18 protein-coding genes and 1 pseudogene are annotated in these 25,415 nt (G+C 37.0%); 7 read left to right on the top strand and 12 right to left on the bottom strand.

From position 1 onward, the window contains the following. Positions 1–14 precede the first annotated feature (14 nt). The 12 genes and pseudogenes from B2145_RS16400 to B2145_RS16345 form a co-directional block, all read right to left on the bottom strand. Positions 15–434, bottom strand: coding sequence for a hypothetical protein (locus B2145_RS16400; RefSeq protein WP_291104703.1), 420 nt, complete (start codon positions 432–434; stop codon positions 15–17). Positions 435–772: 338 nt separating this feature from the next. Further along, a complete protein-coding gene (locus B2145_RS16395; RefSeq protein ID WP_291104700.1) occupies positions 773–1,654 on the bottom strand; it encodes a ribose-phosphate pyrophosphokinase in 882 nt (293 codons plus the stop codon). A 2-nt stretch (positions 1,655–1,656) separates the two neighbouring features. Beyond that, complete coding sequence (locus B2145_RS16390; protein WP_291104697.1) at positions 1,657–3,168, bottom strand: thymidine phosphorylase family protein; 1,512 nt, start codon at positions 3,166–3,168, stop codon at positions 1,657–1,659. A 270-nt stretch (positions 3,169–3,438) separates the two neighbouring features. Then, positions 3,439–4,653: an efflux RND transporter periplasmic adaptor subunit gene (locus tag B2145_RS16385; RefSeq protein ID WP_291104695.1), complete on the bottom strand. Its 1,215-nt coding sequence runs from the start codon at positions 4,651–4,653 to the stop codon at positions 3,439–3,441. 2 nt (positions 4,654–4,655) lie between these two features. Beyond that, on the bottom strand, positions 4,656–5,903 hold the full coding sequence (locus B2145_RS16380) for an efflux RND transporter periplasmic adaptor subunit (RefSeq protein WP_291104693.1): 1,248 nt from the start codon (positions 5,901–5,903) through the stop codon (positions 4,656–4,658). A gap of 2 nt (positions 5,904–5,905) precedes the next feature. Next, on the bottom strand, positions 5,906–7,159 hold the full coding sequence (locus B2145_RS16375) for a TolC family protein (RefSeq protein ID WP_291104690.1): 1,254 nt from the start codon (positions 7,157–7,159) through the stop codon (positions 5,906–5,908). Next, a pseudogene (locus B2145_RS16370) lies at positions 7,146–10,406 on the bottom strand (efflux RND transporter permease subunit). Before B2145_RS16370 ends, B2145_RS16375 begins: the two are co-directional and overlap by 14 nt. 59 nt (positions 10,407–10,465) lie before the next feature. After that, positions 10,466–10,762 (bottom strand): heavy metal-binding domain-containing protein, encoded by a 297-nt coding sequence (locus tag B2145_RS16365; protein ID WP_291104687.1) that lies wholly within the window; start codon positions 10,760–10,762, stop codon positions 10,466–10,468. A gap of 67 nt (positions 10,763–10,829) precedes the next feature. Then, on the bottom strand, positions 10,830–11,204 hold the full coding sequence (locus B2145_RS16360; RefSeq protein WP_291104685.1) for a heavy metal-binding domain-containing protein: 375 nt from the start codon (positions 11,202–11,204) through the stop codon (positions 10,830–10,832). Between the two features lie 220 nt (positions 11,205–11,424). Continuing rightward, positions 11,425–11,802 (bottom strand): hypothetical protein, encoded by a 378-nt coding sequence (locus B2145_RS16355; RefSeq protein WP_291104684.1) that lies wholly within the window; start codon positions 11,800–11,802, stop codon positions 11,425–11,427. A 354-nt stretch (positions 11,803–12,156) separates the two neighbouring features. After that, positions 12,157–14,643, bottom strand: a complete 2,487-nt coding sequence (locus B2145_RS16350) for a DUF5686 and carboxypeptidase-like regulatory domain-containing protein (RefSeq protein WP_291104682.1) — start codon at positions 14,641–14,643, stop codon at positions 12,157–12,159. Between the two features lie 107 nt (positions 14,644–14,750). Continuing rightward, positions 14,751–15,728, bottom strand: a complete 978-nt coding sequence (locus B2145_RS16345; protein ID WP_291104680.1) for a pyruvate dehydrogenase complex E1 component subunit beta — start codon at positions 15,726–15,728, stop codon at positions 14,751–14,753. A 313-nt stretch (positions 15,729–16,041) separates the two neighbouring features. On the opposite strand from B2145_RS16345, the gene B2145_RS16340 reads away from it, so the two are divergent. From B2145_RS16340 to B2145_RS16310, 7 genes are all read left to right on the top strand, one after another. After that, on the top strand, positions 16,042–16,788 hold the full coding sequence (locus B2145_RS16340) for an electron transfer flavoprotein subunit beta/FixA family protein (RefSeq protein ID WP_291104678.1): 747 nt from the start codon (positions 16,042–16,044) through the stop codon (positions 16,786–16,788). Positions 16,789–16,860: 72 nt separating this feature from the next. Then, positions 16,861–17,826, top strand: a complete 966-nt coding sequence (locus B2145_RS16335) for an electron transfer flavoprotein subunit alpha/FixB family protein (protein ID WP_291104676.1) — start codon at positions 16,861–16,863, stop codon at positions 17,824–17,826. A 167-nt stretch (positions 17,827–17,993) separates the two neighbouring features. Next, entirely contained in the window at positions 17,994–18,617 is a 624-nt protein-coding gene (locus B2145_RS16330; RefSeq protein WP_291104674.1) for a bifunctional nuclease family protein, read from the top strand. A 143-nt stretch (positions 18,618–18,760) separates the two neighbouring features. Beyond that, positions 18,761–19,585 (top strand): thymidylate synthase, encoded by an 825-nt coding sequence (locus B2145_RS16325; protein ID WP_291104671.1) that lies wholly within the window; start codon positions 18,761–18,763, stop codon positions 19,583–19,585. 131 nt (positions 19,586–19,716) lie between these two features. After that, complete coding sequence (locus tag B2145_RS16320; protein WP_291104669.1) at positions 19,717–20,082, top strand: HIT family protein; 366 nt, start codon at positions 19,717–19,719, stop codon at positions 20,080–20,082. 116 nt (positions 20,083–20,198) lie between these two features. Continuing rightward, entirely contained in the window at positions 20,199–21,290 is a 1,092-nt protein-coding gene (locus B2145_RS16315) for a phosphate/phosphite/phosphonate ABC transporter substrate-binding protein (RefSeq protein WP_291104667.1), read from the top strand. Beyond that, positions 21,287–25,207, top strand: coding sequence for a PAS domain S-box protein (locus tag B2145_RS16310; protein WP_291104665.1), 3,921 nt, complete (start codon positions 21,287–21,289; stop codon positions 25,205–25,207). The genes B2145_RS16315 and B2145_RS16310 overlap by 4 nt, the downstream gene beginning before the upstream one ends. The last annotated feature ends 208 nt before the right edge of the window (positions 25,208–25,415 follow it).

Raw genomic sequence — 25,415 nt, 5'->3', positions numbered from 1 at the left:
TAAAATGTTATTTATTATTTTATAGACTGATTATTTTTCATGTTCATACCTTTCATTTCCATATTTCCCGAATTCTTATTTTGCATCATATTCATCATGCCAGGATTGTTTTTTGAGATTTCCATCATATCAGACCACATATTTTGCATCATTGCCGGATTGTCTTTCATCATTTTCATCATTGAAGCACGATTATCCATCATCATCATCATTGTCATTTTATCATTTCCCATCATCATCATTTTTCCTTTTTTGCTATTCATGACTGCTTCCATCATTTCCACCGACATAGTGCTGTTATTAGCAATTGTGTCCATAATTACTTTTCTGGTTTCTTGTTTTGAAAGAATTTTATTTATATCTGTACCGGATTGGCATGAAGCAAATAAACCAAGAAATACAATAATTAATGTAACTTTTTGAAGTGTTTTCATACTATTAAATTTAAATTAGAATTTATTTTTATACTGTAAAGGTCCGTTCTTTTATTTTTAAAAGTGTTTTTAAATTATATATATTAGTTGTTTAATTCACTTATTTTTATGATTTTTCAATAAAAAGGAGAAATATAAAACTTAACCTTTTGTATGAAAGGGCTTTATTTTACCGGATTATTAATTAAATGCATTTTTAAAAAATATCTAAAGATTACATCTTCATTCCTGCCATTGGGTCGCTTCCTTTCCGGAATATATTCCATAGAATCAGGGAAAAGTGATGCATTATTCGACAATTCTGGCTCATCGCATCTTTATTTGTTTGGAATTTTATTTTAAAGTTGGTTAATCGACGAGGAAATAATTTCATCTGTTTTTATTCTGTTCGATTTATGCGGAATCGTATTGCACGTCACCACTTCTTTGGCTCCGGCATCAAGCAAATCTGAATAGGCATTGTTTGCAAATATCCCATGGATGCCAACACAAACCGGGTTTTGCATTCCCGCTTTTTTTAAATGACCAATAGTGGCAATCATCGTTCGCGCAGTCGAGATAATATCATCAACCAGAACCGGAGTGTGATCTTTATATTTTTCGATATGAGGAACCGTTATCACAACATTCTCATCACCTATCCTTGTTTTTTCAAGAACAATGAAAAGCAAATCTGCATAATGGGCAATTTCGGAAACCCACTGCGCACTTTCGGCATCGGGACCAATTAATATGGGTTTTTCAATATTGCCGTGAATCCATTTTGAAATAAGATTGGCGGTATGAAGAACTGTGGTTGGAATAGAATATATTTCGGACAAGGAACTTCTTCTGTGAAGGTGCGGATCAATGGTTATGAGTGAATCAACAAATGTAGAAATGAATTTTGCAAAATAAACCGAAGTAATTCCTTCCCCCGGATGAAAACGCTTGTCCTGCCGCATATAAGCCAGATAAGGCGCAACGAGACAAATGGATTTTGCGCCTAATTCCTTCGCGGTTTGTGATAAATAATACAGCGGCACTACTTTCTCGTCGGGATGATTCAATGTGCAAACCAGTATCACTTGCTTGCCCTTCACGTCAGATTCTATGTTGATATAGGTTTCCCCGTCAGGGAATCGGCGAATAATTGTCTGCCCTATTTCCGAATGACATTTTTGTGCCAGTGATTGGGTCAGTTCTTCGTTTCCCGGCAAGGAAAAAAATATTTTTTCCATCACTAAACGATTTTGATTATTGGATTTACCGACTCTAAATAGTCAACCGCATATTGAAGTTCTCCTTCTGATTCAGAATAAATGGTAAAAAGTGTCTGCCCTACTTCCACTTTGGTTCCAATGGGTGAACTGAAATAAAGTCCTGCCGAAGGAGACTGTGGCGCTCCCGCAAGTTTGGCAATCTTCGCAAGTTTCCTGTTGTCGATGACAGTTACCGTGCCGGCATTTTCCGATTTGATTTCGACTTTAAATTTGGCAAATGTAGGTTCTCTAAAACCACCTTGGGCGAGGCAAATATTTTTGAACTTTTCGTATGCTTCTCCGCTTTCCAGAATATGTCGAGCCTCTAAAATCCCTTTTCCGTTTTCCATTTTGCCCGATAATTCAAATAATGCACCCACGATCTTCAAGGATTTTTCTTTTAAATCCTTCGGAGCATCTTCTTGATTTCTTAATACCGAAAGAACATCCATAGCTTCCAATGAAGGACCAATGCCTCTCCCGACAGGCTGTGAGCCATCGGTAATCAACACATCTACCTTTAATTTTATGGCGTCACCCACCGCGTTGAAATAATATTGCAATTTCAGTGCTTCATCATGTGTCCGCACTTTTGCCGTTTCTCCAAAGGGAATTTCAATAACTATATGTGTAGATCCCGCAGCGGCTTTTTTTGAAAGTACTGATGCAATCATTTGCCCTGCGCTATCAACATCCAATGCTTTTTCGATTGTGATAATAATATCGTCGGCAGGACTTAGTCTGGCTAAACGTCCCCATGCAAAACAACCGCCTTCTTTGTTTACCACTTCTTTTATTTTTTCGATAGACAAATTCACCTTCGTCATCGTTTCCATTGTATCGGCTGTTCCTGCCGGGGAAGTGATGGCGCGGGAAGATATTTTTGGAATTGTCAATCCCGAAGCGGCAATAATCGCAACTACGATTGGCGTGGTACGGTTTCCGGGCAAACCACCAACGGAATGTTTGTCCATAATTATTTTTCCGTTCCATTTTAATTTTTCTCCAGAATCAATCATCGCCTTGGCAAGCCAAGTGATTTCGTCCAAATCCAGATTATCTCCCGCACATCCGGCAATGAAAGCAGCTATCTCAATGTCAGAATATAAACCATTGGTTATGTCATTAATAATTCTGTAATAAGCCGCTTCATCAATTTTTTTATGATACATTTTTGCACGAACATCGCTTAATGATTCTATCGGTTTGAGATGTGAAATGGTAATTAAATCGCCATCTACCACACCGAGACGCTTTAACGCGACATCAGAAAGCGCCGCTTCATCCATCCTCAATAAATCAGAATGCACCACGTCGAGAGTCGCAATTATTTTTTTTTCTTTGTGATGAACAACGAGTCGTGTAAGTGCGGTAAAACCTTCTGAACGGCAAATGTGGCAATCACTTCTCAAAAAAACGATATTCTCGTAATAGGTGTCAATACCAAGTGATTTTACCTTTAATGTGTGTAAATAATGATGATGATTTCCCATTGTTTTGTCGTTTCTATTAATTCATAATTTAAAGACATTCTTGTCCGACAAGAAAGTTAAATCTTGTCACATCTCAATAAATTGTAGTCCCTACGGGACATTTATAAATGGTGGAACTTACTTCTTTTTCTACCAATATTTAGCTCCTAACGGAGCAACCCTGTAGGGGTTTAATATTGGCAGTTAAGTGTTTATATAACACGTCATTGTCCCGTAGGGACTAAACTAAATTTATTTCTAACAATAATGATCTGAAAAATCTAATGGAATTTACATTTTCATTCCTTCCATTGGGTCACTTCCTTTTCGGAATTTATATTCACTGTTTATGGCATACGCTCCAGTAATAACCACTTTTTTCGTGTTATCTATTGCCGATTTAATTTCTATCATTCCGTTTGTTTCCCTACCAGTTTCCACCATAAGGTTTTCAAATACGCCCGGTCTTTTTTCTACCCAAATATACGAAGCATTTTCTTCCCTGATAACAGCGTCAGTCGGAATAAATAATCCTTTTAGATTGGATTGGCTTAATTTGGCAATTGCTTGCATACCGGGTTTGAGAAACAAGTTTTGATTGGGGATTTCCATTCGCACCAAAAACAGTCTGGTATCTGGATTGATTTCTGGATTGATGAATGAAATTCTGGCATTTATTGTTTTATCGGGATAATCAGTAAATGAAACTTTGGCACTTTGTCCAACATATATGCTTTTTGAATAATTTACATTTACTTGTGTTTCAAGCCAAAGACTATTTAAATCTGCCAGTTTAATTATGGCGGAACCTTCCATTATATAACTGCCCTCCGTGGCTACTATTTCTGAAATAGTTCCGCTATATGTACTATAAAAAGTCGTGTAAGGCGAAACTTCTTTGGTGGTTTTAATGCTTTCAATTTGGGTGTTGGACAACCCAAAAAACAGCAGTTTTTGCTTGGCGGCATTGAGCATATTTTGCGCATTTTTCCCAAAATTACCGGGCATTGAAAGTTGTTTATATGCCATGAAATAATCTTGTTTGGCGATAGCAATATCTTCGCTATACAACACATAAACCGCGGTGTTTTTAGCAACATAATCGCCAACCGTCTTGAAATTCAACTTTTCAATTCGTCCCATTGCTCTTGCCGAAATAGTCTTGATTTTTTCCTGATTAATGGTCAAAACACCCGTGTATTCCTGCTCTAAACTGCTTTTTGTTTCCGAAATGGTTTGCATGGTTATATTGCCCAATTTAATTTCTTGTTTACTCAAAGCTATTTCATTTGAGGGCAAATCCCCGGCTTTCATTGGAGTCAATTCCATATGACAAATGGGGCATTTCCCAGGTTTGTCTTCCTTAATTTGTGGATCCATCGAACAAGTATAAAAAATAGTTTCTTCTGGCTGCTGTTTCTTGTCTTCTTCCTTGTTTTTAGTGTTACAAGCTACGAATGCGGTAAACAATAAAAATAAAATACTGATTTTTTTTATCTGTTTCATAATTACTCTGTTTTAATGAAGCTTTCGCTATCAATTAAATAGTGCCCATTTTCGGCAATAGTATCTTGAACCAAAATTCCGTCGATAATCTGGACAAAATCGTTGATTTCAATTCCGGTTTTCACTGCTGTTGCTTTGAATCCATTTCCCATTTTCAGAAAAACAATTTTCTTGGTTCCAATGCTCACCATTGCCTGTTTTTGTATCCAAATCCCTTTCGTTGGATTTGTTTTCACAACGCCTTGCAATCGCAAACCAATGGGTAATTTCAATGTGTTATTATTCAAATAAACTCTTATTCTATTGGTTTTGTCGGCGGGATTGAATTGTGTTTCAATAAAATTTATTTGTGCATTAAAAGTTTCGTTTTCGTCTAACTCTGTAGTGATTCTAATTGGTTGATTGGTTTTGATTAGACTGTTATACCCTTGAATGACATTGAAAATTCCCCAGACTTTATCCGTATTCAATAATTTAAAAACAACTTGATTTTTCTTGATGTAATCGCCTTCTTTAACCGATAGATTTTCGGTGGTTGAAGATGGATTTTGCATTGTCGCATTTACATTATTGGACATACTTTCCGTTCCTGAAACAATCCCGGAAGCCGGGCTATAAATGGAGATTACCGGGTTGGCCTTTTTGGTTGAAGCCAGAGAATTGATTTGATTGCTTGTCATTCCATAGAGTAGCAATTTTTGTTTTGATGCTTTGATTATGGACGTGTTTTCGGCATCATTGGAAATCAAATAGATAAAATTTTGCTGTTCTGTCAGTAATTCCGGACTGTATAAATCGAAGAGTTTTTGTCCTTTATTTACTTTTTGGAATTTATAATTCACATACATTCGTTCTATTTTGCCACTTATTCTCGCAGCCACATTTACCGAAGAATTTGGATCATAAGTTACCAGACCGGGTAAATTTATTGCTGCACTTAGGGTGGTATCCTTAGCTATTGTGGTTTGATAATTCCCCACTATATAATTATCGGTGGGTTTCAAAAGATCTTCAATTGATTTACTGTCTATAACTTGATTCTTGATCACTTTTTTAACCAAAGTCATTCCGCAAATAGGACAACTACCGGGTTTGTCTTTAATAATTTGAGGATGCATCGAGCAAGTGTAAACTTCTTTTTGAACTGAACTTTCCGAATGATTCTCTGATTTAATTGTGTAGAAATAAGCTGTAAATCCAAAAATTGAAATTACAATTACCAGCAAACTATATTTTAAATACTTATTCATGATTAGTTGGTTTCTAGTTGTTTTTCGATTTCAACTTGTACACTCAAAATGGCTTGCAATTTATCCAGTGACTCAATTTGGGACATATTTAAAGCTTCCCAAGCGTCGAGTACAACAAATAAATCTCCAGTGTTGTTTTGCCAAGATAGAATTGCGGTATCATAATTTCTTCGCAATGCTGGAATGATACTTTTTTCGGCAATGTCATACTGTTTTTTCAAGTTCGTTAGTTCCGTGTTCATCCCCGAAATCATCCCGGTGGCTTCGTTCAAAATCATTTGTTTCTGCCAGTTTAGGCTTTCGTTTTTTATTTTAAAACTAGCGATGTTGGCTTTATCCATCTTGGTTGACCAAGGCATTGGAATATTTACCATTCCCATTAAGGAAAATTGTTGCGGTTGTTGACCAAATCCAAACATGTGATCGTATTTGATGCCAAATTCGGGCAGAAATTTTGTCTTTTCGGCTTCGATTTTCAATTGATTTAACTCAATTGTTTTTTCAATGGCTCTAACATCACTTCGTTTTTGGGAAAGCGAAGTTGTGTCTGATAGTATGGCATTGAAATCATTCAATTTATAAGTCGAATCGATATCAAAAACAATATTTTTGTCTCTTGCCATCAAGGTGTTAAGCATAATTCGTTTTTGGGAAATGTCATTTTGCAACATCACAATCATGCTTTGCAAAGAGCTATACTGCGATTTTGCCTTGTAATAGGTTGGCAATTTATCCATATTATATTGGTAGCGAATCTCCATACTTTTAATCATATAGTCTAAAAGCAATAAATTATCGTTGGCAATTTTTATCTTTTTATTCAGCACCAACCATTGATAATAATTGGTTTTTGCCAAAGCATCCAACTGATTAATAGTATAATTTTTGTTTTCGGTTTCAACCGAGGACATTGCATTCATATAATTAGAATCGGCTTTAAGTCTTGAAGAATTAGGTATCATTTGTGTGACACCCACCATATAATTCCCCATTCCGGATCCCATTTCGTTGGCTTTCCACAGATTTGCATTGTAAGGTGTCATAAAAAAACCGGTGCTTACTTGTGGTGGCATCCAGCTTTTGGCTCCCTTTGCTGCTGCATCCATACTTTGTATATCAGCGTTATACATTTTTAGTTGTGGATTATTGGTTTTGATATTTTCCAAAACGGAATCCAACGAAAGTGTTTGGGCGACCATGTTTGTAGCGCTTAAAATCAAACAACTTAGTGCGATGTAATATTTAATGTTTAGCATTGACAAGATCTATTTTGCCTTTTGTTTTTAATTCTCGAAGTTTTACCATTTCGAAAACAACAGGCGTTATTAATAACACATAAATAGTGGAGGTGATTGTTCCTCCGATGAGCGGAACAGTGATAGGAATCATGATATCTGCTCCTGTTCCGGTTGACCAAAGAATTGGGATTAAACCGAATAATGCCACTGAAACAGTCATTAATTTTGGCCGCAGCCTTTTTGCCGATCCTTCTATGATATAATGTCTCAGAATTTCCTCGGTAATTACCTCGCTGCTGTTGCCGTATTTTTCGACCATTTTATTCATCGAATCATTCAAATAAATGGTAATTAACATCGTGGTTTCAACGGCTAAACCAAACAGTGCTATAAACCCAACCGCCACTGCCACCGATAGATTAATTCCGTAAAAATAAACCATAAAAATCCCTCCAATCAATGCAAATGGCACCGTTATCATGGTTATTAAAGCTTCTTTCATAGAACGATACGTGAAGTACAAGATGAGAAAAATGAGAATGACAACAATTGGCAAAATCATACCTAAAGTTCTATTGGCCCGGATTTGATTTTCCCATTGCCCGCTCCATTCCACATAATATCCCTTGGGCATTTTGGTCATCATCGTATTCAATTTTTTCTGCGCTTCCTCGACGGTACTTCCCAAATCACGATCCCGAACATTAAACAAAACGCTTCCACGCAACATAGCGTTTTCGCTATTTATCATGTGTGGACCGTCGCTTATTTTCACGTCGGCAACAGTTTCTAATGGAATTGGTCCGAATTGCATTGTTTGTACTTGCAGATTTTTCAGTGCTTCGATGCTATTTCTATATTCTTGGGCATAGCGTGCATTTACCGAAAAACGTTGTCTTCCTTCGATGGTTGTGGTGAGTTTCATTCCTCCGATAGAAGCTTCGACTACGTTATTAATGTCGTCAACGGAAAGTCCGTATCTGCCTATTACTTCTCGTTTTGCCACAATATCAATGTATTTTCCGCCAGTAATGGGTTCGGCATACAAATCCTTTACTCCGGCAGTTCCGTCAAGCGCTCTCTTTATTTTTTGTGATAAAACATTGATGGTATCTAAACTTGCCCCATAAATTTTAATCCCGACATCAGTTCGAATCCCGGTTGAAAGCATATTAATCCGATTGATAATAGGTTGCGTAAAACCATTAGTCACGCCGGGAATTTGAAGTTTATTATTTATTTCCGTTACAATGTCATTTTTGGTTTTTCCTTTTCGCCACTCTTGTCGGGGTTTAAGCAAAATAATCGTTTCAATCATACTAATCGGACTATTGTCAGTCGCCGTGTTTGCCCTTCCCGCTTTTCCTAAAACGTTGGTAACTTCTGGAATTGATTTGATTAGTTTGTCCTGAACTTGCAAAATTCTTTTTACTTCTGAATTGGACACATCCGGCAAAGTTACCGGCATAAACAAAATAGAACCTTCGTCCAATGGAGGCATAAATTCAGAACCCAGTTGCGTAAACATCAAGCCGCCAATAAGCAAAGCTGCAATATTGATACCCAGCAACGTTTTTCTCCATTTTAAACAATAAGTCAAAATTGGAGTATAAATGCTTTCCAATTTTCTATTGATTGGATTCTTGTTTTCCGGTCGAAGTTTGCCTTTAAGCAAATAACTTATCAAAACCGGCGTGAGAGTGATGGCAAAAAAAGCATCCACAATCAATATAAATGATTTGGTCCAAGCGAGCGGACTAAACAATTTGCCTTCCATTCCCGTTAAAAGAAATACCGGCAAAAAGGAAGCGATTATCACGAGGGTCGAATAAAAAACACCCGGCCCAACCAGTTTAGAGGAATCCTCGATTATTTGGAGCCTTTCCTCTTTAGACAATGGATCGTGTTCTTTTTTGAATATATTTTTGAATAAATTTTTCATTTTATTATATTTTTTTGGTAGAGACGCACTGCAGTGCGTCTCTACGGTGCGTCTTTACATCGAAGCCTGCTTTTCCGAAATACTTCGATAGGCATTTTCGACCATTACAATTCCGTCATCAACCAAAACTCCAATTGCCAAAGCAATTCCTGTCAGCGACATTATATTGGAAGATATTCCAAAAGCTTGCAGAAAGATAAATCCAACTGCTACAGATATGGGTATTTGAATGAGTATAACCAATGCACTTCTCCAATTAAATAGAAAAATTAAAACAATTATTGAAACCGCAATCATTTCTTCGATTAAAGTTCCCTTCACTGATTCGATGGCTTTTTCTATTAATTCACTTCTGTCGTACGACGTTTTAAAAGTAACGCCTTTGGGCAATCCTTTTTCGACTTCTTTCATTTTCAATTTTACCGCTTTTATTACTTTGTCGGCATTTTCGCCATAGCGCATTACCACGATTCCGCCAACGACTTCTCCCGTTCCGTTATGGTCGAAGATTCCCAAACGCAAATCGCCTCCCATTTGTACGGAACCAATATCACTAACTTTCACGGGAACCGAATTGTAGTTTTTTATGGCGATATCTTCTACATCCTTAATGTTTTTAATGTAGCCCAATCCCCTCACAATGTAGGACATATTGCTCATCTCGAATTTTCGGCCGCCAACATCGTTGTTACTCGTTTTTACGGCATTCATCACATCCATAATACTGACGTTGTAGTATTGCATTTTCAATGGATCGAGAACCAATTGGTATTGTTTTTCAAAACCACCAAACGAAGCCACTTCAGCAACTCCGGGAACAGTTTGCAATGCAAATTTCACGTACCAATCTTGAATGGCTCGTTGTTCACCAAGATCCATTCCCTTGGCATCTAAATGATACCAGAAAATATGACCAACTCCTGTTCCATCCGGTCCTAAAGTCGGAACCACATTCTGTGGTAACAAGCGTTGCGCATAGTTTAATCTTTCGAGAACACGGGTTCTTGCCCAATAAGGATCGACATTGTCCTCGAAAATGATGTATACAAAACTCATCCCAAACATGGATGAAGCGCGTATATTCTTGATTTTTGGAATTCCTTGTAGGTTTGAAACCAATGGATAAGTAACCTGATCTTCAATAACCTGCGGACTTCTGCCCATCCATTCGGTAAAAACAATGACTTGATTCTCGGATAGATCTGGAATGGCATCAATGGGATTCTGTTGCACGCTATAAATACCCCAGCCAAATAAACAAGCAGATACAAGTAAGACAATGGCTCGGTTTCGTAATGAGAATGTTATTAATTTTTCTACCATAATGTTCTGATTTTGAACTGCTATTTCATTAACCTATATGGATAACTAGAACATTTAAATTACTTATTTTTTACTTCAACATTCAATTTCATTCCGCATTTTGGACATTTATCGTTCAATTTTCCGTGAACTTCCGGGTGCATCGGACACGAATATATTTTTGAATTCTCGTACATCACTTTTGAGTGATTACCAGTCACTGTTGAATCACTTCCCGTCATTGTTGAATCGTTTTTCATCATTGTCGAATTATTTTCCATCATTGGAGTTGAAACTGTTTCTACTTGTTTATTTTTTTGGTTACAAGAAACCAATACGAATGCCATTGTTATGGCCAAAAAGATTATATTTTTCATTTTTTTTAATTTTTAATTTATTGAAAGAACCAAAAAACCCATTGTTATAAACATATAGGTTGATTTTTCATTGATTAGTTTTTATGATTGTGCTCTGTTTTTCTCCCTCTTTTAGAATCATTTCCATACCACATTTTGGACATTTATCCCCTTTTTCACCCCTTACTCTTGGGTGCATTGGACAAACATACATTTTCTCGGTAATTACTTTTGTTTGACTTCCCTTAACCGTTGGGTCGCGCTTTAATGTGGATTTTTCAACCAATTCCATTCCACATTGGCTGCATTTCCCTTCCTTGTCGCTCACCTCTTTTGGGTGCATTGGGCATGTGTAAGTTGTTTTTTTAACATCTTCTTTTTTAGAAGTTACAGTGTCACTTTGTGCAAAACCAACTGCATTGGCTGCCAAGAATACGCTTAGTACGATGATTAATTTTTTCATTTTTTTGATTTAATAAAACGGTAAATTGACCTCGTCGAATCTTTGATTTAGTGAATTCGCGTTTTGTTAGGGTATAAATAATTTTGAATTGAATAAGCTAGAGCACAATCAAATAATAGCAATAAACCATAATTCAATACTTGAAATAGCCTAGAAATAAAAGATTTTAAAGCTAAAATAGCTTTGGATTTGACACACTTATGGCTGTCAAAAAGGGGATTTAGCTTATTTTTGGAATAAGCCAGATGGAATAGAAACCAGAAGAAAGATAGGTTTCCTTTTCATTAAATTTATCTTTTTTGTCGAAAAAATTGAAGCATTGAATTTTTGCTTCTGTTTCGACAGGAAGAATCACGCTAATGTGAAAAATTGAACAACTGCAAGTGGAATGTTTGCTTTTTCCACCGCAACTATCATTATTGTCTTTACTTTTAGAATGATTGTCTTTTTTACAACAATCCATCTTCCCGGTTTTAGACGATGACATTTCTTTATCGCAACACGACTTTTCTGGATTTGTTCCACAAGCAAAAGTTATACTTGGCACCAAAAGGAAACCGAGTGCAACTACCAAAAATATTTTGTGGAATTTTATCATCTACATTATATAATAAGACCAAAATTACCAAAAAAAAATTGATTTTTTAATAAAAGTCTGTTAAATGCTCAATATTTTGCTTTTCTATTTCTTCTATTCAGGTGCTTCACTTCCGGTCGAAAGTCCTGTTCTTTCACTTTTAGTTTTAAAAAGTCACTTCCGCCGAATCAATGGATACCTGCTCTTCAAGAACCAATAACAACAAAGTTTCAGAACCATGTGGCCGAATTGGAATTAGCGGCATCCCCTATTTATCCACAATGAGTTTGAAAATGGCATCTTTTTCTGAAAGATATTCGATTGCTTTTCTCATAGTTGTGGTTTTTAAAGATTGCTTCGTGCCTCGCAATGACGTTAAAAATAAAAACCAAATGAACCTTTTATCGCAAATTTATTGGCATCGGGCATATTGAGGTAATTGCCTCTCCACGAAAAATCGATACGGAATATTTTGAAGATATTTCCGATTCCTGCGCTGTACTCCCAATACACTTTATCGGGCGCATTGTAAATCAATCCCGAGGCATTGATCAACCTATTGTTATCGGAAACCGTTCCGTAAACTGATTTCACGCCTATGATTTCACGCCAATTTAGTTTTCGCATAAAAGGAATTCTGGCAAAAAGTCTTCCGTGGAAGTCATGATCCCACTTTAAAGTCACATATTGATCCGTGATAAATTCATAGTATTTAAGGTTGTAAAAAGTGTTTGAAATGCCGAAAATAGATTGATTTCCAGGCACAATACTCATCAAGCCCAGCGGTATATTTCCGATCGTTTTTCCCATTTCCAGGGTTATATTTGATCGTCCCAATGGTCCAATAATTATGGGTTGTTCATAGTATAATTGCAGTTTTTGATAATTGAAATCACTGGAAAACAATCCCTTAAATCCCTGACTGTAATTGATGAAAAAACGGGTAAAGGGGCTGTCTGCATTATATCTTTCAACACCGAAACCAATAGGTTTCCTGTTTGGGGTATATTCTATCTGGAAATTTACTTCAGATTGTTTTACGTCACTTTTTATTTTGGTTTGGGATAAATCCGTATAATAATCTAAACTAAATGTTGGAGAGGCCGATTCTAAAGTTCTGTAAGTAACTCCGGTGCCTATGGTTAGATTTTTTATTGGCTCCGCCTCAATTTCAATATTACTCAAATTAATTTTAGTTAATTTTGAATTATTCCCAAGTGTAAATATTCCTGATGAGGCATAACTGCGTCCCAATATGTCATTTGTTGTTGTGAGTGAAGCACCAATTTGTTCTATGTCTCTTCGATTGCCCGCTGATATAATGATTCTTTTTTTATTTTCAACCATCCATTTTCCACTAAGCCCATATTTAAATTTGTCATCTTTTAATCCATACGCTACGTAGGTTTGCAATCGCCAGAGATCGTTGGGTCCAAAATAAGTCCTTATTCCTGTTCGCAATCGCAATCCTTCCACTTCATTTTTTCCGATGACCGAATATATAGGTCCAAAGTCAAACCCTCTATGATGAAGGTAGCCGCTATCGAGTATCTCGACCAAATTATATATTTGCTTGAATTTCTTGACGGTTTGCAGCGTATCGAGCATTTTATAGACCCCTTTTTCATCCTTGGTCAGCTTTTCGAAACGGTTTTTCTCCCAATATTCATCTGATTTATTATAGACCTCCTTATCTAAATAATTCACTTCCTCTTTATAAAATGGAGCAGGTTTTTCGTTGTTGAATTTATGGTCTCTGTAAAAAGTAGTCCGCTTTCCATAAATGCCCTTGGAGTTTTCCTTTTTGTTTAAGGCAAAATCTGACATCATATAATCTTTGGTCAAAAGAAAAACAGAATCATTCAACACATCAAATTCCTGTTCGATATAAATATCTTTTACCCAGTTAATATTGGCACTTTTGGTTGCTGCCATATTGATGTTTTTTATGGCAAACGTGGTATCGTTTACCCAAAAATCCCCTTTAAATGTCAATTCGTTTTTACGTCTTGGATAAAACAAAATATTGTAACACCATTTTTTATCGATGTATGCGCTGTCTCTTAACACATAATTATAAGTGTCAATTCCTGTTTTTGATAACGGACTGGTAAAACTTTTGTCAAAAAAAGTTAAGTGATTATCATAAATATCATATTCCGTATATAAATCTTTTACGAAAGACAAAATTTGCTGATTTCCATTAAATCCAGATGTTTTATTGGCTTTTATTTTCTCTTTTACCTTCTTTAATTTATTATCTCCATAAATGTCCGACAATGATTCGTTTATAAAAATGGGCAGGTACGTTTTTCCCGTAATTCTTGACGTATCAACATGTTTGAAAATAAACTCCATCCCCTTGAAAATATTCTTTTTCATATAAGCACTATCGATAGTGTTCATGTCAAACTCTATTTTCTCATACTTTTCCATTTGGTATTGGTCAAATAAATGCAATCCATTTTTGCGTTTTCTTTCCCAAATTTTCCTAAGAATATCAAGGGCGGGATTATTCTTTTTTGAAGTTTTACCCGCATAAATAACCACTTCATTCAAGCTTACTACTTCGCTTAACTGAATCTTAAAATTATAATTCACTGATTTATCCAATGTGATTTCTTTATCTGAAAACCCTATAGAAGTAATTACCAATGTTTTATAAGTTTTTAAAGATTCAAGATAAAAATGCCCATCTTCATTGGTTACTATTCCTTCATTTGAATCTTTGAAAGCTACATTGGCAAAAGGAACAGGGTTATTTGACTTGTCCACAACAATACCACTCACTTTTGTTTGTGCAAAAATGGCGTTTGCAATGGCAAATAAAAAGAACAGGGTGAACAATATATTTTTTTTCATAATCAAAAAAAACTTCATCAAATTTAAGTTTCTGATGAAGTTTCAAATATAGTTAATTCAACAGGAAATTAATCAATTCTAAAATCTAAAAAATTCCAGATTGAATATTATTTATACATTACTTTTTTTACCGCTTTAACGACATCGGCAGCATTTGGCAACCATTCTTTGAGCAATACCGGCGAATAAGGCGCAGGAGTATCGGCGGTTGTAATACGCTGAATTGGAGCGTCCAGAAAATCAAAAGCACGCTCTTGAACGATATAGGTAATCTCGGATGAAACACTAGCAAACGGCCAAGCTTCCTCAAGAATCACTAGTCGGTTTGTTTTTCTGACAGAGGTTAAAATCGTTTCATTATCCATTGGACGTATGGTTCTTAAATCGATAATTTCACAGGAAATCCCTTCCTTGGCTAGTTCATCGGCAGCAATAAAAGCTTCCTTGATAATTTTACCAAAAGACACAATCGTAACATCGGTTCCTTCACGTTTTACATCGGCAAGACCTATTGGAATGGTATATTCTCCATCAGGCACTTCCCCTTTATCACCATACATTTGTTCTGATTCCATAAAAATCACGGGATCATTATCCCGAATAGCCGATTTCAAAAGCCCTTTGGCATCATAAACATTCGATGGAACGATGACTTTAAGGCCCGGAGTATTGGCAAACCAGTTTTCTAATGCCTGTGAATGTGTTGCCCCTAATTGTCCTGCCGAAGCTGTTGGACCACGAAAAACAATAGGAACATTAAATTGGCCGCCGGTCATCTGACGCATTTTGGCCGCATTATTTATTATCTGGTCAATTCCAACTAAACAGAAATTGAAAGTCATATATTCCACGATTGGTCTACAACCATTCATTGCTGAACCCACTGCAATTCCGGTAAAACCAAGCTCTGCAATTGGCGTGTCGATAACTCTTTTCTCTCCAAATTCCGCAAGCATTCCTTTTGACGCTTTGTAAGCACCATTATATTCCGCTACTTCCTCACCCATTAAGTATATTGACTCGTCGCGACGCATTTCTTCGCTCATCGCTTCGCAAATGGCCTCTCTAAATTGTATCGTTCTCATATTTTATATTGTATGTGTGTAATTTTCGAAAGGCAAAAATAAATATTTTAAATCACTTAAAAGCATAAATCAAGTTAAAATAATAAGGCGCTTCCCAATCGCTCCTATCGGGACTGCTACACTATATCCACGCCCAAGAGCGTGGGATGCCACTTCAAACGAAGTTCACTGAACTCACGGAGAATAAAAGTGTAGTGAAACAATCAGGGTTACGAAATCGAAATAGTTTATATAAATATTATGCACGCATAGTATATTATTCCAATTATTATTCTAATTTTGTAGAACCAATTTAGAAATAAAATTTATAATTATGAAAATATTAGTCTGCATCAGTCACGTTCCTGATACTACTTCAAAAATTAATTTTACCAGTGACGACTCCCAATTTGATACTAACGGCGTCCAGTTTGTGATTAATCCCAACGACGAATATGGCTTAACACGTGCTATTTGGTTTCAAGAACAACAAGGTGCAACTATCACTGTTGTCAATGTTGGCGGGCCAGAAACAGAGCCTACTTTAAGAAAAGCCTTGGCCATTGGCGCAAACGATGCCATTCGCGTGAATGCGAATCCAACAGACAGTTTCTTCGTTGCCAAACAACTTGCCGAAGTGATAAAAAACGGCGCATACGATGTCATTATTGCAGGAAAAGAATCGTTGGATTACAACGGCGGAATGGTTCCGGGAATGATTGCCGGTATTCTAGGATATAATTTCCTGAATTCCTGCACAAGTATTACTGTTGACGGCACTAACGTAAAAGCAATTCGGGAAATTGATGGTGGAAGAGAAACTGTTTCCACAACTTTACCATTAATCATTGGTGGACAAAAAGGATTGGTTGAGGAAAAAGATTTGCGTATTCCAAACATGAGAGGAATTATGACTGCCAGATCAAAAACATTAACAGTTCTTGAACCCGTTGAAGCCTCGGTGAATACTAAAGCCGTGAGATTTGAAAAACCTGCTCCAAAATCCGCCGTGAAATTAGTTGCTGCCGATAATTTAGACGAATTAATCAATTTATTACACAACGAAGCGAAAGTTATATAGAAATCAGTATTCAGTGTTCAGTATTCAGTGCACAACTTGAAACTTCAAACCTGAAACTTTAAACAAATCATTATGTCAATATTAATATATGCAGAATTCGCAGAAGGAAAATTCAGAAAAATAGCTTTCGAATTAGCTTCATATGCAAAAAAAGTAGCAGAAACATTGGGAACCACCGTTACAGCCGTAACCATAAATGCAGCGGATGTTTCGGAATTATCAAAATACGGAGTTGACAAAGTCTTGAAAGTAACCAACGATAAATTGTCCGGGTTTACGGCAAAGGCTTATGCGGATGTCATCAAACAAGCCGCTCAAAAAGAAAATACAAAATTAATTTTGCTCTCCTCAAGCACTGATAGCATCTATCTTTCTCCACTTGTTGCAGTATCATTAGAAGCTGGTTTTGCTTCAAATGTGGTTGGGTTACCTGTGAGCACCGTACCTTTACAGGTAAAAAGAAATGCCTTTTCGACTAAAGCTTTCAACATCACCGAAATCGACACCGATATAAAAATTCTTGGTCTTGCCAAAAACTCTTATGGTATTTTCGAAAATGCTTCGGCTTTGACCGAGGAAGATTTTAATCCAACTATAGAAGAAAACGATTTTGGAGTAAAAGTGGAATCAGTGGAAAAAGTTTCCGGAAAAGTTTCACTGGCCGATGCCGATATTGTGGTTTCCGGAGGTCGTGGATTAAAAGGTCCCGAAAACTGGGGGATGATTGAAGAGTTAGCCGAAGTTCTTGGTGCCGCAACTGCATGTTCAAAACCCGTTTCAGATTTAGACTGGAGGCCTCATTCAGAACATGTGGGACAAACAGGAAAACCTGTTGCCGCCAATTTATATATTGCCATAGGAATTTCGGGAGCGATTCAACATATTGCCGGGATTAATTCCTCGAAAGTAAAAGTGGTCATCAACAGTGATCCGGAAGCCCCGTTCTTTAAAGTCGCCGATTATGGAGTTGTAGGAGATGCTTTTGACGTAGTCCCTAGATTAACTGAAAAACTTAAAGCATTTAAGGCACAACATTAATAATTTTTTAATTCTTGCCCCAAAACATAGTTACCTACAATCAAGATATTTGTATCTTTGTTTTTAGGTAGCTTTTTTGTTTCGTGTTTTTTGATTAAAATTGCATTTTTTTATTGAAAAACAGCAATTGATAAACAAGGTACCATGTCCTTTTCAATCCCGAAATTATGAGCTTAGTTAAATTATCCATAAAAGGAATTTCATACAGTCAAACTCAAAACGGGGCTTATGCCTTGATTTTGAACGAGGTTGACGGAGAGAGAAAGTTGCCTATTGTAATAGGTGCTTTCGAGGCTCAATCCATAGCAATTGCTTTAGAAAAAGAAATAAAACCTCCTCGCCCTTTGACCCATGATTTATTCAAAAATTTTGCCGATCGATTTGATATCGTGGTAAAACAAGTCATAATCCACAAACTGGTAGACGGTGTTTTTTATTCGAGCATCATTTGCGAAAGGGATAAAATCGAAGAAATTATAGACGCCAGAACATCCGATGCCATCGCTTTGGCATTGCGATTTAACGCGCCCATTTTTACTTATAAAAACATTCTGGACAAAGCCGGAATCTATCTGAAAAACAATACCCATGAAACCGATGCGGCTTCACGGGAAATTGACGATGTGCTTTCCAATCCCGATACTTTTGGTCAACAAGAAGAAAGCAATCAATCTGGCGAAACTTATTCAAAACATAGTTTACAGGAGCTAAATGAATTGTTGGATCAAGCCGTAAACCATGAAGATTATGAAAAAGCGGCAAAGATTAGGGACGAAATCTCGAAAAGATAGTTCATCTCAGTTTTCAGAAAACAACAAAAAACTCATTTGAATAGAGTATGATGATTAACGAATGTTGATGTTTGAAGTACCCAAACTTTAAACTTTAAACTTTAAACTTTAAACTTTAAACTTTATAAACTTTTAAACCAAGAATGAAGCAATACCTAGATTTAGTGCAACACGTTATGGAAAGCGGTTGTCAAAAAGGAGATCGAACAGGAACGGGCACAAAAAGCGTTTTTGGTTACCAAATGCGATTTGATCTGGCAGAAGGTTTTCCGATGGTTACCACTAAAAAATTACATCTAAAATCCATCATATACGAACTGCTTTGGTTCTTGAAAGGAGATACCAACATTGAATATCTTCAAGAAAACGGGGTGAAAATATGGGATGCTTGGGCCGATGAAAATGGTAATTTAGGTCCGGTTTATGGCCACCAATGGCGCAACTGGAACAGCGAAGAAATAGACCAAATCGCCGATCTTATCAACGAACTAAAAACCAATCCAAATAGCCGAAGAATGCTGGTTTCAGCTTGGAATCCCTCGGTTTTACCTGATAATTCAAAATCATTTTCAGAAAATGTAGCCAACAATAAAGCCGCTTTACCTCCTTGTCATGCCTTTTTCCAATTCTACGTTTCCGACGGAAAACTGTCGTGTCAATTGTATCAACGAAGCGCCGATATTTTTCTTGGCGTTCCCTTTAATATAGCTTCTTATGCATTATTAACCATGATGATTGCCCAAGTTTGTGAGTTGGAAGTAGGCGAATTTATTCACACTTTTGGCGATGCACACATTTACAACAATCATTTTGAGCAACTCGAATTACAATTGTCGCGAGAACCAAAATCGTTGCCAAAAATGATTTTGAATCCTGCCATAAAAGATATTTTTGACTTTACTTTCGAGGATTTTACACTCGAAGGTTATGAACCTCATCCTCTTATAAAAGGAAGTGTAGCGGTTTAGATTTTAAATTTATCCTTATCACATTGAATTCTTTCACAAACAATAATTAATAATTTACATAAAATAATAGTATGCCTACACCTGCTTCAGAATGTTTATATTGTCAAGAAAACAAAACATTACATAGTTTAATGATTAAAATCTGTGATTTGGAGGTATCCCAACTTTTCTTGTTTAAAGAGCAATCCTACTTAGGTCGATGCAATGTTGTCTATAAAGACCACGCCGTCGAGTTTCACGAATTGAACGAGGAGCAACGTAATGCATTTATGGGCGATGTTGCAAAAGCGGCAAAAGCTATCGCGACAGCATTTAACCCTGCTAAAATTAACTATGGTGCTTATGCAGATACCCTATCGCATTTACATATGCACATTGTTCCAAAATATAAAGATGGCTACGGTTTTGGCAGTGTTTTTGAAATGAATCCACAAAAAATTTATCTTTCTGATGCAGAATATGCTGCAGTAACAGAAAAAATAAAAGCTAAATTATAGTAAATAAATACTATTTTAGCAACCATAAACTATAATAAATCCCAAATATAATATGTAAAAAAATAGGACATGAAAAGTTAATCGAAAAACAAAGCGGTTGCCCAAAAAACATATTTATGAATAAAAAAAACCTTAAAAACCCAGCCGACTCTTTCTGGAATATAAATTCATATAGCAAGGTCAGTAGGCGCAAGCAAGCAATTACAACTGCACGAGGAACATTGCCAAAAGGAAATAATGATAATTCCCCAAAAGCAGCTTTCATTGGTAACACCTCTCTCAAATTACACTCGTACATTAACGGGTTTATCGGTTTATGCTTTGCAATGGTTCTTTTATTTCCGCTTTCGGGATGCAAACAAGAAACAAAAGCAAACGGTCCAGAATATGGCAACTCTCCTGCTCTTCAAACAAAACCAGTCTATCACTTTGTAGTACACCCTCTTCATAATCCGGTAATGCTGATGCGCTCCTACCAGCCCCTTATGGATTATTTAAATAAAAAAATTAAGGGAGCCGAATTTATCCTTGAAGCATCAAGGAATTATGCCAGTTTCGAAGAAAAATATAAAAACAGAAAGCCTGAATTTCTTTTGCCAAATCCATGGCAAACATTACAGGCAATAAAATCAGAATATACTGTCATGGCAATGGCGGGAGAACCAGAGGATTTTAAGGGAATTTTCATAGTGCGTAAAGATGGTGGCATCAACGAACCCGCTAATCTTATGGGCAAAGCAGTAAGCTATCCGTCGCCAACAGCACTAGCTGCCTGCATTATGCCGCAATACTTTCTTTATACCCATGGCATCAACATCAACAAAGACATCACTAACATATATGTGGGCTCACAAGAGTCTTCCATAATGAATGTGTTTTTAAAAAAGACAGCTGCCGGGGCAACTTGGCCACCACCATGGAGATCTTTCCAGAAAACACAGCCTAATGAGGCAGCTCAATTAAAAGTATTGTGGGAAACCGAGCCACTGATAAATAATTCCGTTATGGTACGTAACGACATCCCCTCAAACATCAGGAATCAGGTTCAAAAACTTCTAACAGATCTAAATAAATCCAAAGAGGGGAAAAATATTCTTGAGAATATGGAAACTGCCCGCTTTATAAAAGCTACGAATAAGGACTATGATGTAGTTCAAAAATACATAGATCGATTCGAAAAACAAGTACGCAAAATTGACATAAAATGAAGATTCCTCATAAAATAAAAGTATTTTTTGGCTCCTTACGGGGTCGTCTCATCATAAGCGTGGCGCTAGTTAATGCAATATTGATGTCGGTTTTTATTGTTGATTTAATATCACGGCAGCATACAATGTCTCTCAACCATCAATCAGAAGAAGCTGAAGGACTCGCACAATCACTTTCGACCACCTCTTCAGTATGGATTGCCACTAACGATATTGCGGGTCTTCAAGAATTGGTTGACTCCCAGCTCCACCATCCTGATCTTATTTTTGCCATACTTACAGATAAAAACGGACGCATTCTGGCACATACCGATAAATCCAAAAACGGACAGTTCCTGCTCGATTTACCTCCAGTAGCTCACCGGACCGTAATAAGCGAAACACCCGATTTGGTTGATGTTGCCGTTCCCGCCATACTCTCTGGTAAACTTGTTGGATGGGTGCGTGTTGGCCTAAGCCAAAAAACAATGATAAAGCAACTCAGTGATATCACAATCAATGGGGTAGTTTATGCCATTATTGCAATTTTAATGGGTTCCTTTATAGCATGGCTCTTGGGAAACCGCATCACTCGAAGACTCTATGCCGTTCAAAACACAATCAACGAAGTAGGTTCAGGAAATCCCTCTGCCCGTTCCCACATAACAGGAACAGACGAAGCGGCACTTTTGGCACAAGAGTTCAATGAAATGCTCGATGCTTTGTCAGAACGAGAAGAGAAGATTAGCAAGAGTGAAGCCCGTTTTGAAAAACTCTTCAACTTGGCTTCGGTACCTCTTGCATTAATTGATAAAGAAGGCGTAACGGTTGACTATAACAAACGATTCGAGCAAACCTTTGGATACACTATTCAGGATATGCCAACCATAAATGAGTGGTGGCAGCTCGCTTATCCCGATCCCGACTATAGGAAATGGGCAATTTCTACATGGGAATCAGATTCGAAACTGGCTTTGGAGCAAAATACCGATATAGAATCTGCCGAGTACGAAGTAAGCTGTAAAAATGGGGAAGTGCGTACTGTCGTGATTTCTGGTGCAATTATCAATGATGGTTTACTTGTCACCTTCTTCGATATTACCGAGCGCAAGCGAAGATTTGATGAGTTGGTAAAACTTAATCGTGTGCACGCTCTGATTAGCCAGATTAATGATTTGATTCTTTGGTCACATGATCGTGAAAAACTTTTTCACGAAATCTGTACTATTGCAACAACCTATGGGAAATTTCGTATGAGTTGGATTGGTCTGGTTGATAACGATACTCACACTGTCACTCCAGTAGCATGGGATGGGTTTGAAAACGGATATTTTACAAAAATTAAAAAAATATCTATCAACAAAGTTGCTGAGGGAAAAGGACCCACGGGCACAGCAATCCGAAAAGGAAAAACATTTGTTTGCAATGATATTGCAAACGATCCTATAATGGAGTCATGGCGTAACGAGGCAATACAACGAGGATATAATTCTTCGATATCGATTCCAATCAAGGTACGCAACAAGGCAATAGGTGCGTTCACTTTGTATTCTGATGAAATAAACTTCTTTTCTTTTGGAGAAGTGATATTGCTCGAAAAAATCACAAACAACATAGCATTCTCATTAGAAACAATTCTTATTGAAGAAGAGCGCAAACAGGACGAAGAAAAAATTAGGCAACTTTCTCAGGCGGTGGAACAAAGTCCCGTAACCATTTTCATCACTGACACAATGGGTACAATACAGTATGTGAATCCAAAGTTTGTCGAAACAACCGGATACAGTTATGAGGAGGCCATCGGTAAAAATCCGCGAATCTTAAATTCGGGACATACACCAACCGAGGAATATAAAAACTTATGGAAAACTATTTCAAGAGGTAATCAGTGGCATGGAAATTTTTATAATAAGAAAAAGGACGGCTCCCTTTATTGGGAATCTTCAACAATCTCACCAATTATAAATGCAAAAGGCGAAATAACCCACTATATTGCAATCAAAGAAGATATTACAGAGCGGAAACAAGCCGAAGAAAAAATCAGGCAACTTTCGCAGGCAGTGGAACAAAGTCCCGTAACCATTGTTATTACAAACACAATGGGTACGATACAGTACGTCAATCCAAAGTTTGTCGAAACAACCGGATACAGTTATGAGGAAGCCATCGGTAAAAATCCGCGTATCCTAAATTCAGGACATACACCACCAGAGGAATATAAAAACCTGTGGAGAACGATTTCAAGAGGTAATGAATGGCATGGCGAATTTCATAATAAGAAAAAGGATGGCTCCTTTTTCTGGGAGTCTTCAGCAATTTCGCCAATTATAAATGCAAAAGGCGAAACGACTCATTATATTGCAATCAATGAAGATATTACAGAGCGGAAGAAAACGGAAGAAGCTTTAAGGATGAGCGAAAAGCGGATGAGAACCATCATAGAAACTGAGCCCGAATGCGTGAAGATTATAGATCAAAAGGGAAATTTGCTGGACATAAACGCCTCAGGTTTAGCGATGCTGGAATCAAACTCAGAGGAAGAGGTCAAGTCACATAATCTCCTTGAATTTATTGTCCCGGAATATCGCACCGCTTTCCGTGAACTACATCAGCGCGTAATGCAGGGTGAAAATGGCCTTTTGGAATTTGAGATTATCGGACTTCGTGGAACGAAGCGCTGGCTCGAAACACACGCTGCCCCAATGCGGGACGAGAAGGGAGAAGTGACGATGTTGCTTGGTATCAGTCGCGACGTTACAAACCGCAAACTTGCGGAAGAAGAATTAATCAAAGCCAAAGAAAGTGCCGAAGAAAGCGACCGCTTAAAATCCTCTTTCCTGGCCAATATGAGCCACGAAATCCGTACTCCCATGAACGGTATTCTTGGCTTTGCCGAACTACTCAAAGAACCCAATCTTACAGATGACGAACAAAAGAAGTATGTCAAAATCATAGAAAAAAGCGGCAAACGCATGCTCAACATTATCAACGACATAATCGACATTTCGAAAATTGAGTCCAAGCAAATGAAAGTTTCAATTTCGGAAACAAATATCAACGAAAAAATTGAATACATTTTTAATTTTTTCAAACCTGAAGCTACAAAAAAAGGAATTCAGCTTGCCTTCAAAAAAGGTCTGACCGCAAAAGAAGCCCTCATTAAAACAGACACTGAAAAAATCTATGCCATTCTTACCAACCTTGTTAAAAACGCCATTAAATTTACGGACAAAGGAACAATCGAATTTGGTTATGCCCTAAAAGAAAATGGCAAACCAGCCGTACTGGAATTTTTTGTAAAAGATACCGGTGTTGGGATCCCCAAAGACAAACAGCAATCGATATTTGACCGTTTTATCCAGGCCGATATTTCCGATAAAAGAGCTTTTCAGGGAGCAGGTCTGGGACTGTCCATTTCAAAAGCTTACGTGGAAATGCTGGGTGGTACAATTTGGGTAGAAAGCGAGGAAGGAAAAGACACAACATTTTACTTTACCATTCCCTATAATACAGAGCCTAAAAAAGATATTATACCCGAAATTGCTTCCGAAAAGGAAACAGAAAATCAAATTAAGGACCTTAAAATATTAATTGTAGAAGACGATCCTATATCAAAATTGCTGATTTCAAAGGCAGTCTCGAAATTTAGTAAAGAATTATTAAAAGCATCCACAGGAGTCGAAGCCGTTGAAGCCTGCCAAAAAAATCCTGATATCGATTTGGTGATGATGGACATTAATATGCCAATAATGGATGGCTATGAAGCCACGCGAAAAATCCGCCAATTCAATAAAGAGTTGATCATTATTGCCCAAACAGCAAATGGACTGTCTGAAGACAGGGAAAAAGCAATTGCCGCAGGATGTACTGATTATATTGCAAAACCTATAAATATAGACTTATTAAAAAGTCTAATACAAAAGTATTTTGATAAATAAATTGACATTACCCATCCATAAATTTAAAATATAAATCCGCCGTGAAGTGGATCTTAATATTTATTAAAAAGCGGAATATCAAGCTTCAAAGCACTGTTGTTCCCTGTTCCTGCAAAATCCTTCCAACGGTAGCTGTCAGCTTATGACTCATTTACAAAAACCGCATCGAGAACAAATAGCTATTTCTATTAATAACCTGAATTCGATT

This window comes from Flavobacterium sp. UBA5153, from assembly GCA_002413745.1.
GTDB lineage: Bacteria > Bacteroidota > Bacteroidia > Flavobacteriales > Flavobacteriaceae > Flavobacterium.
This window is presented reverse-complemented; position numbering and strand designations above follow the sequence as displayed.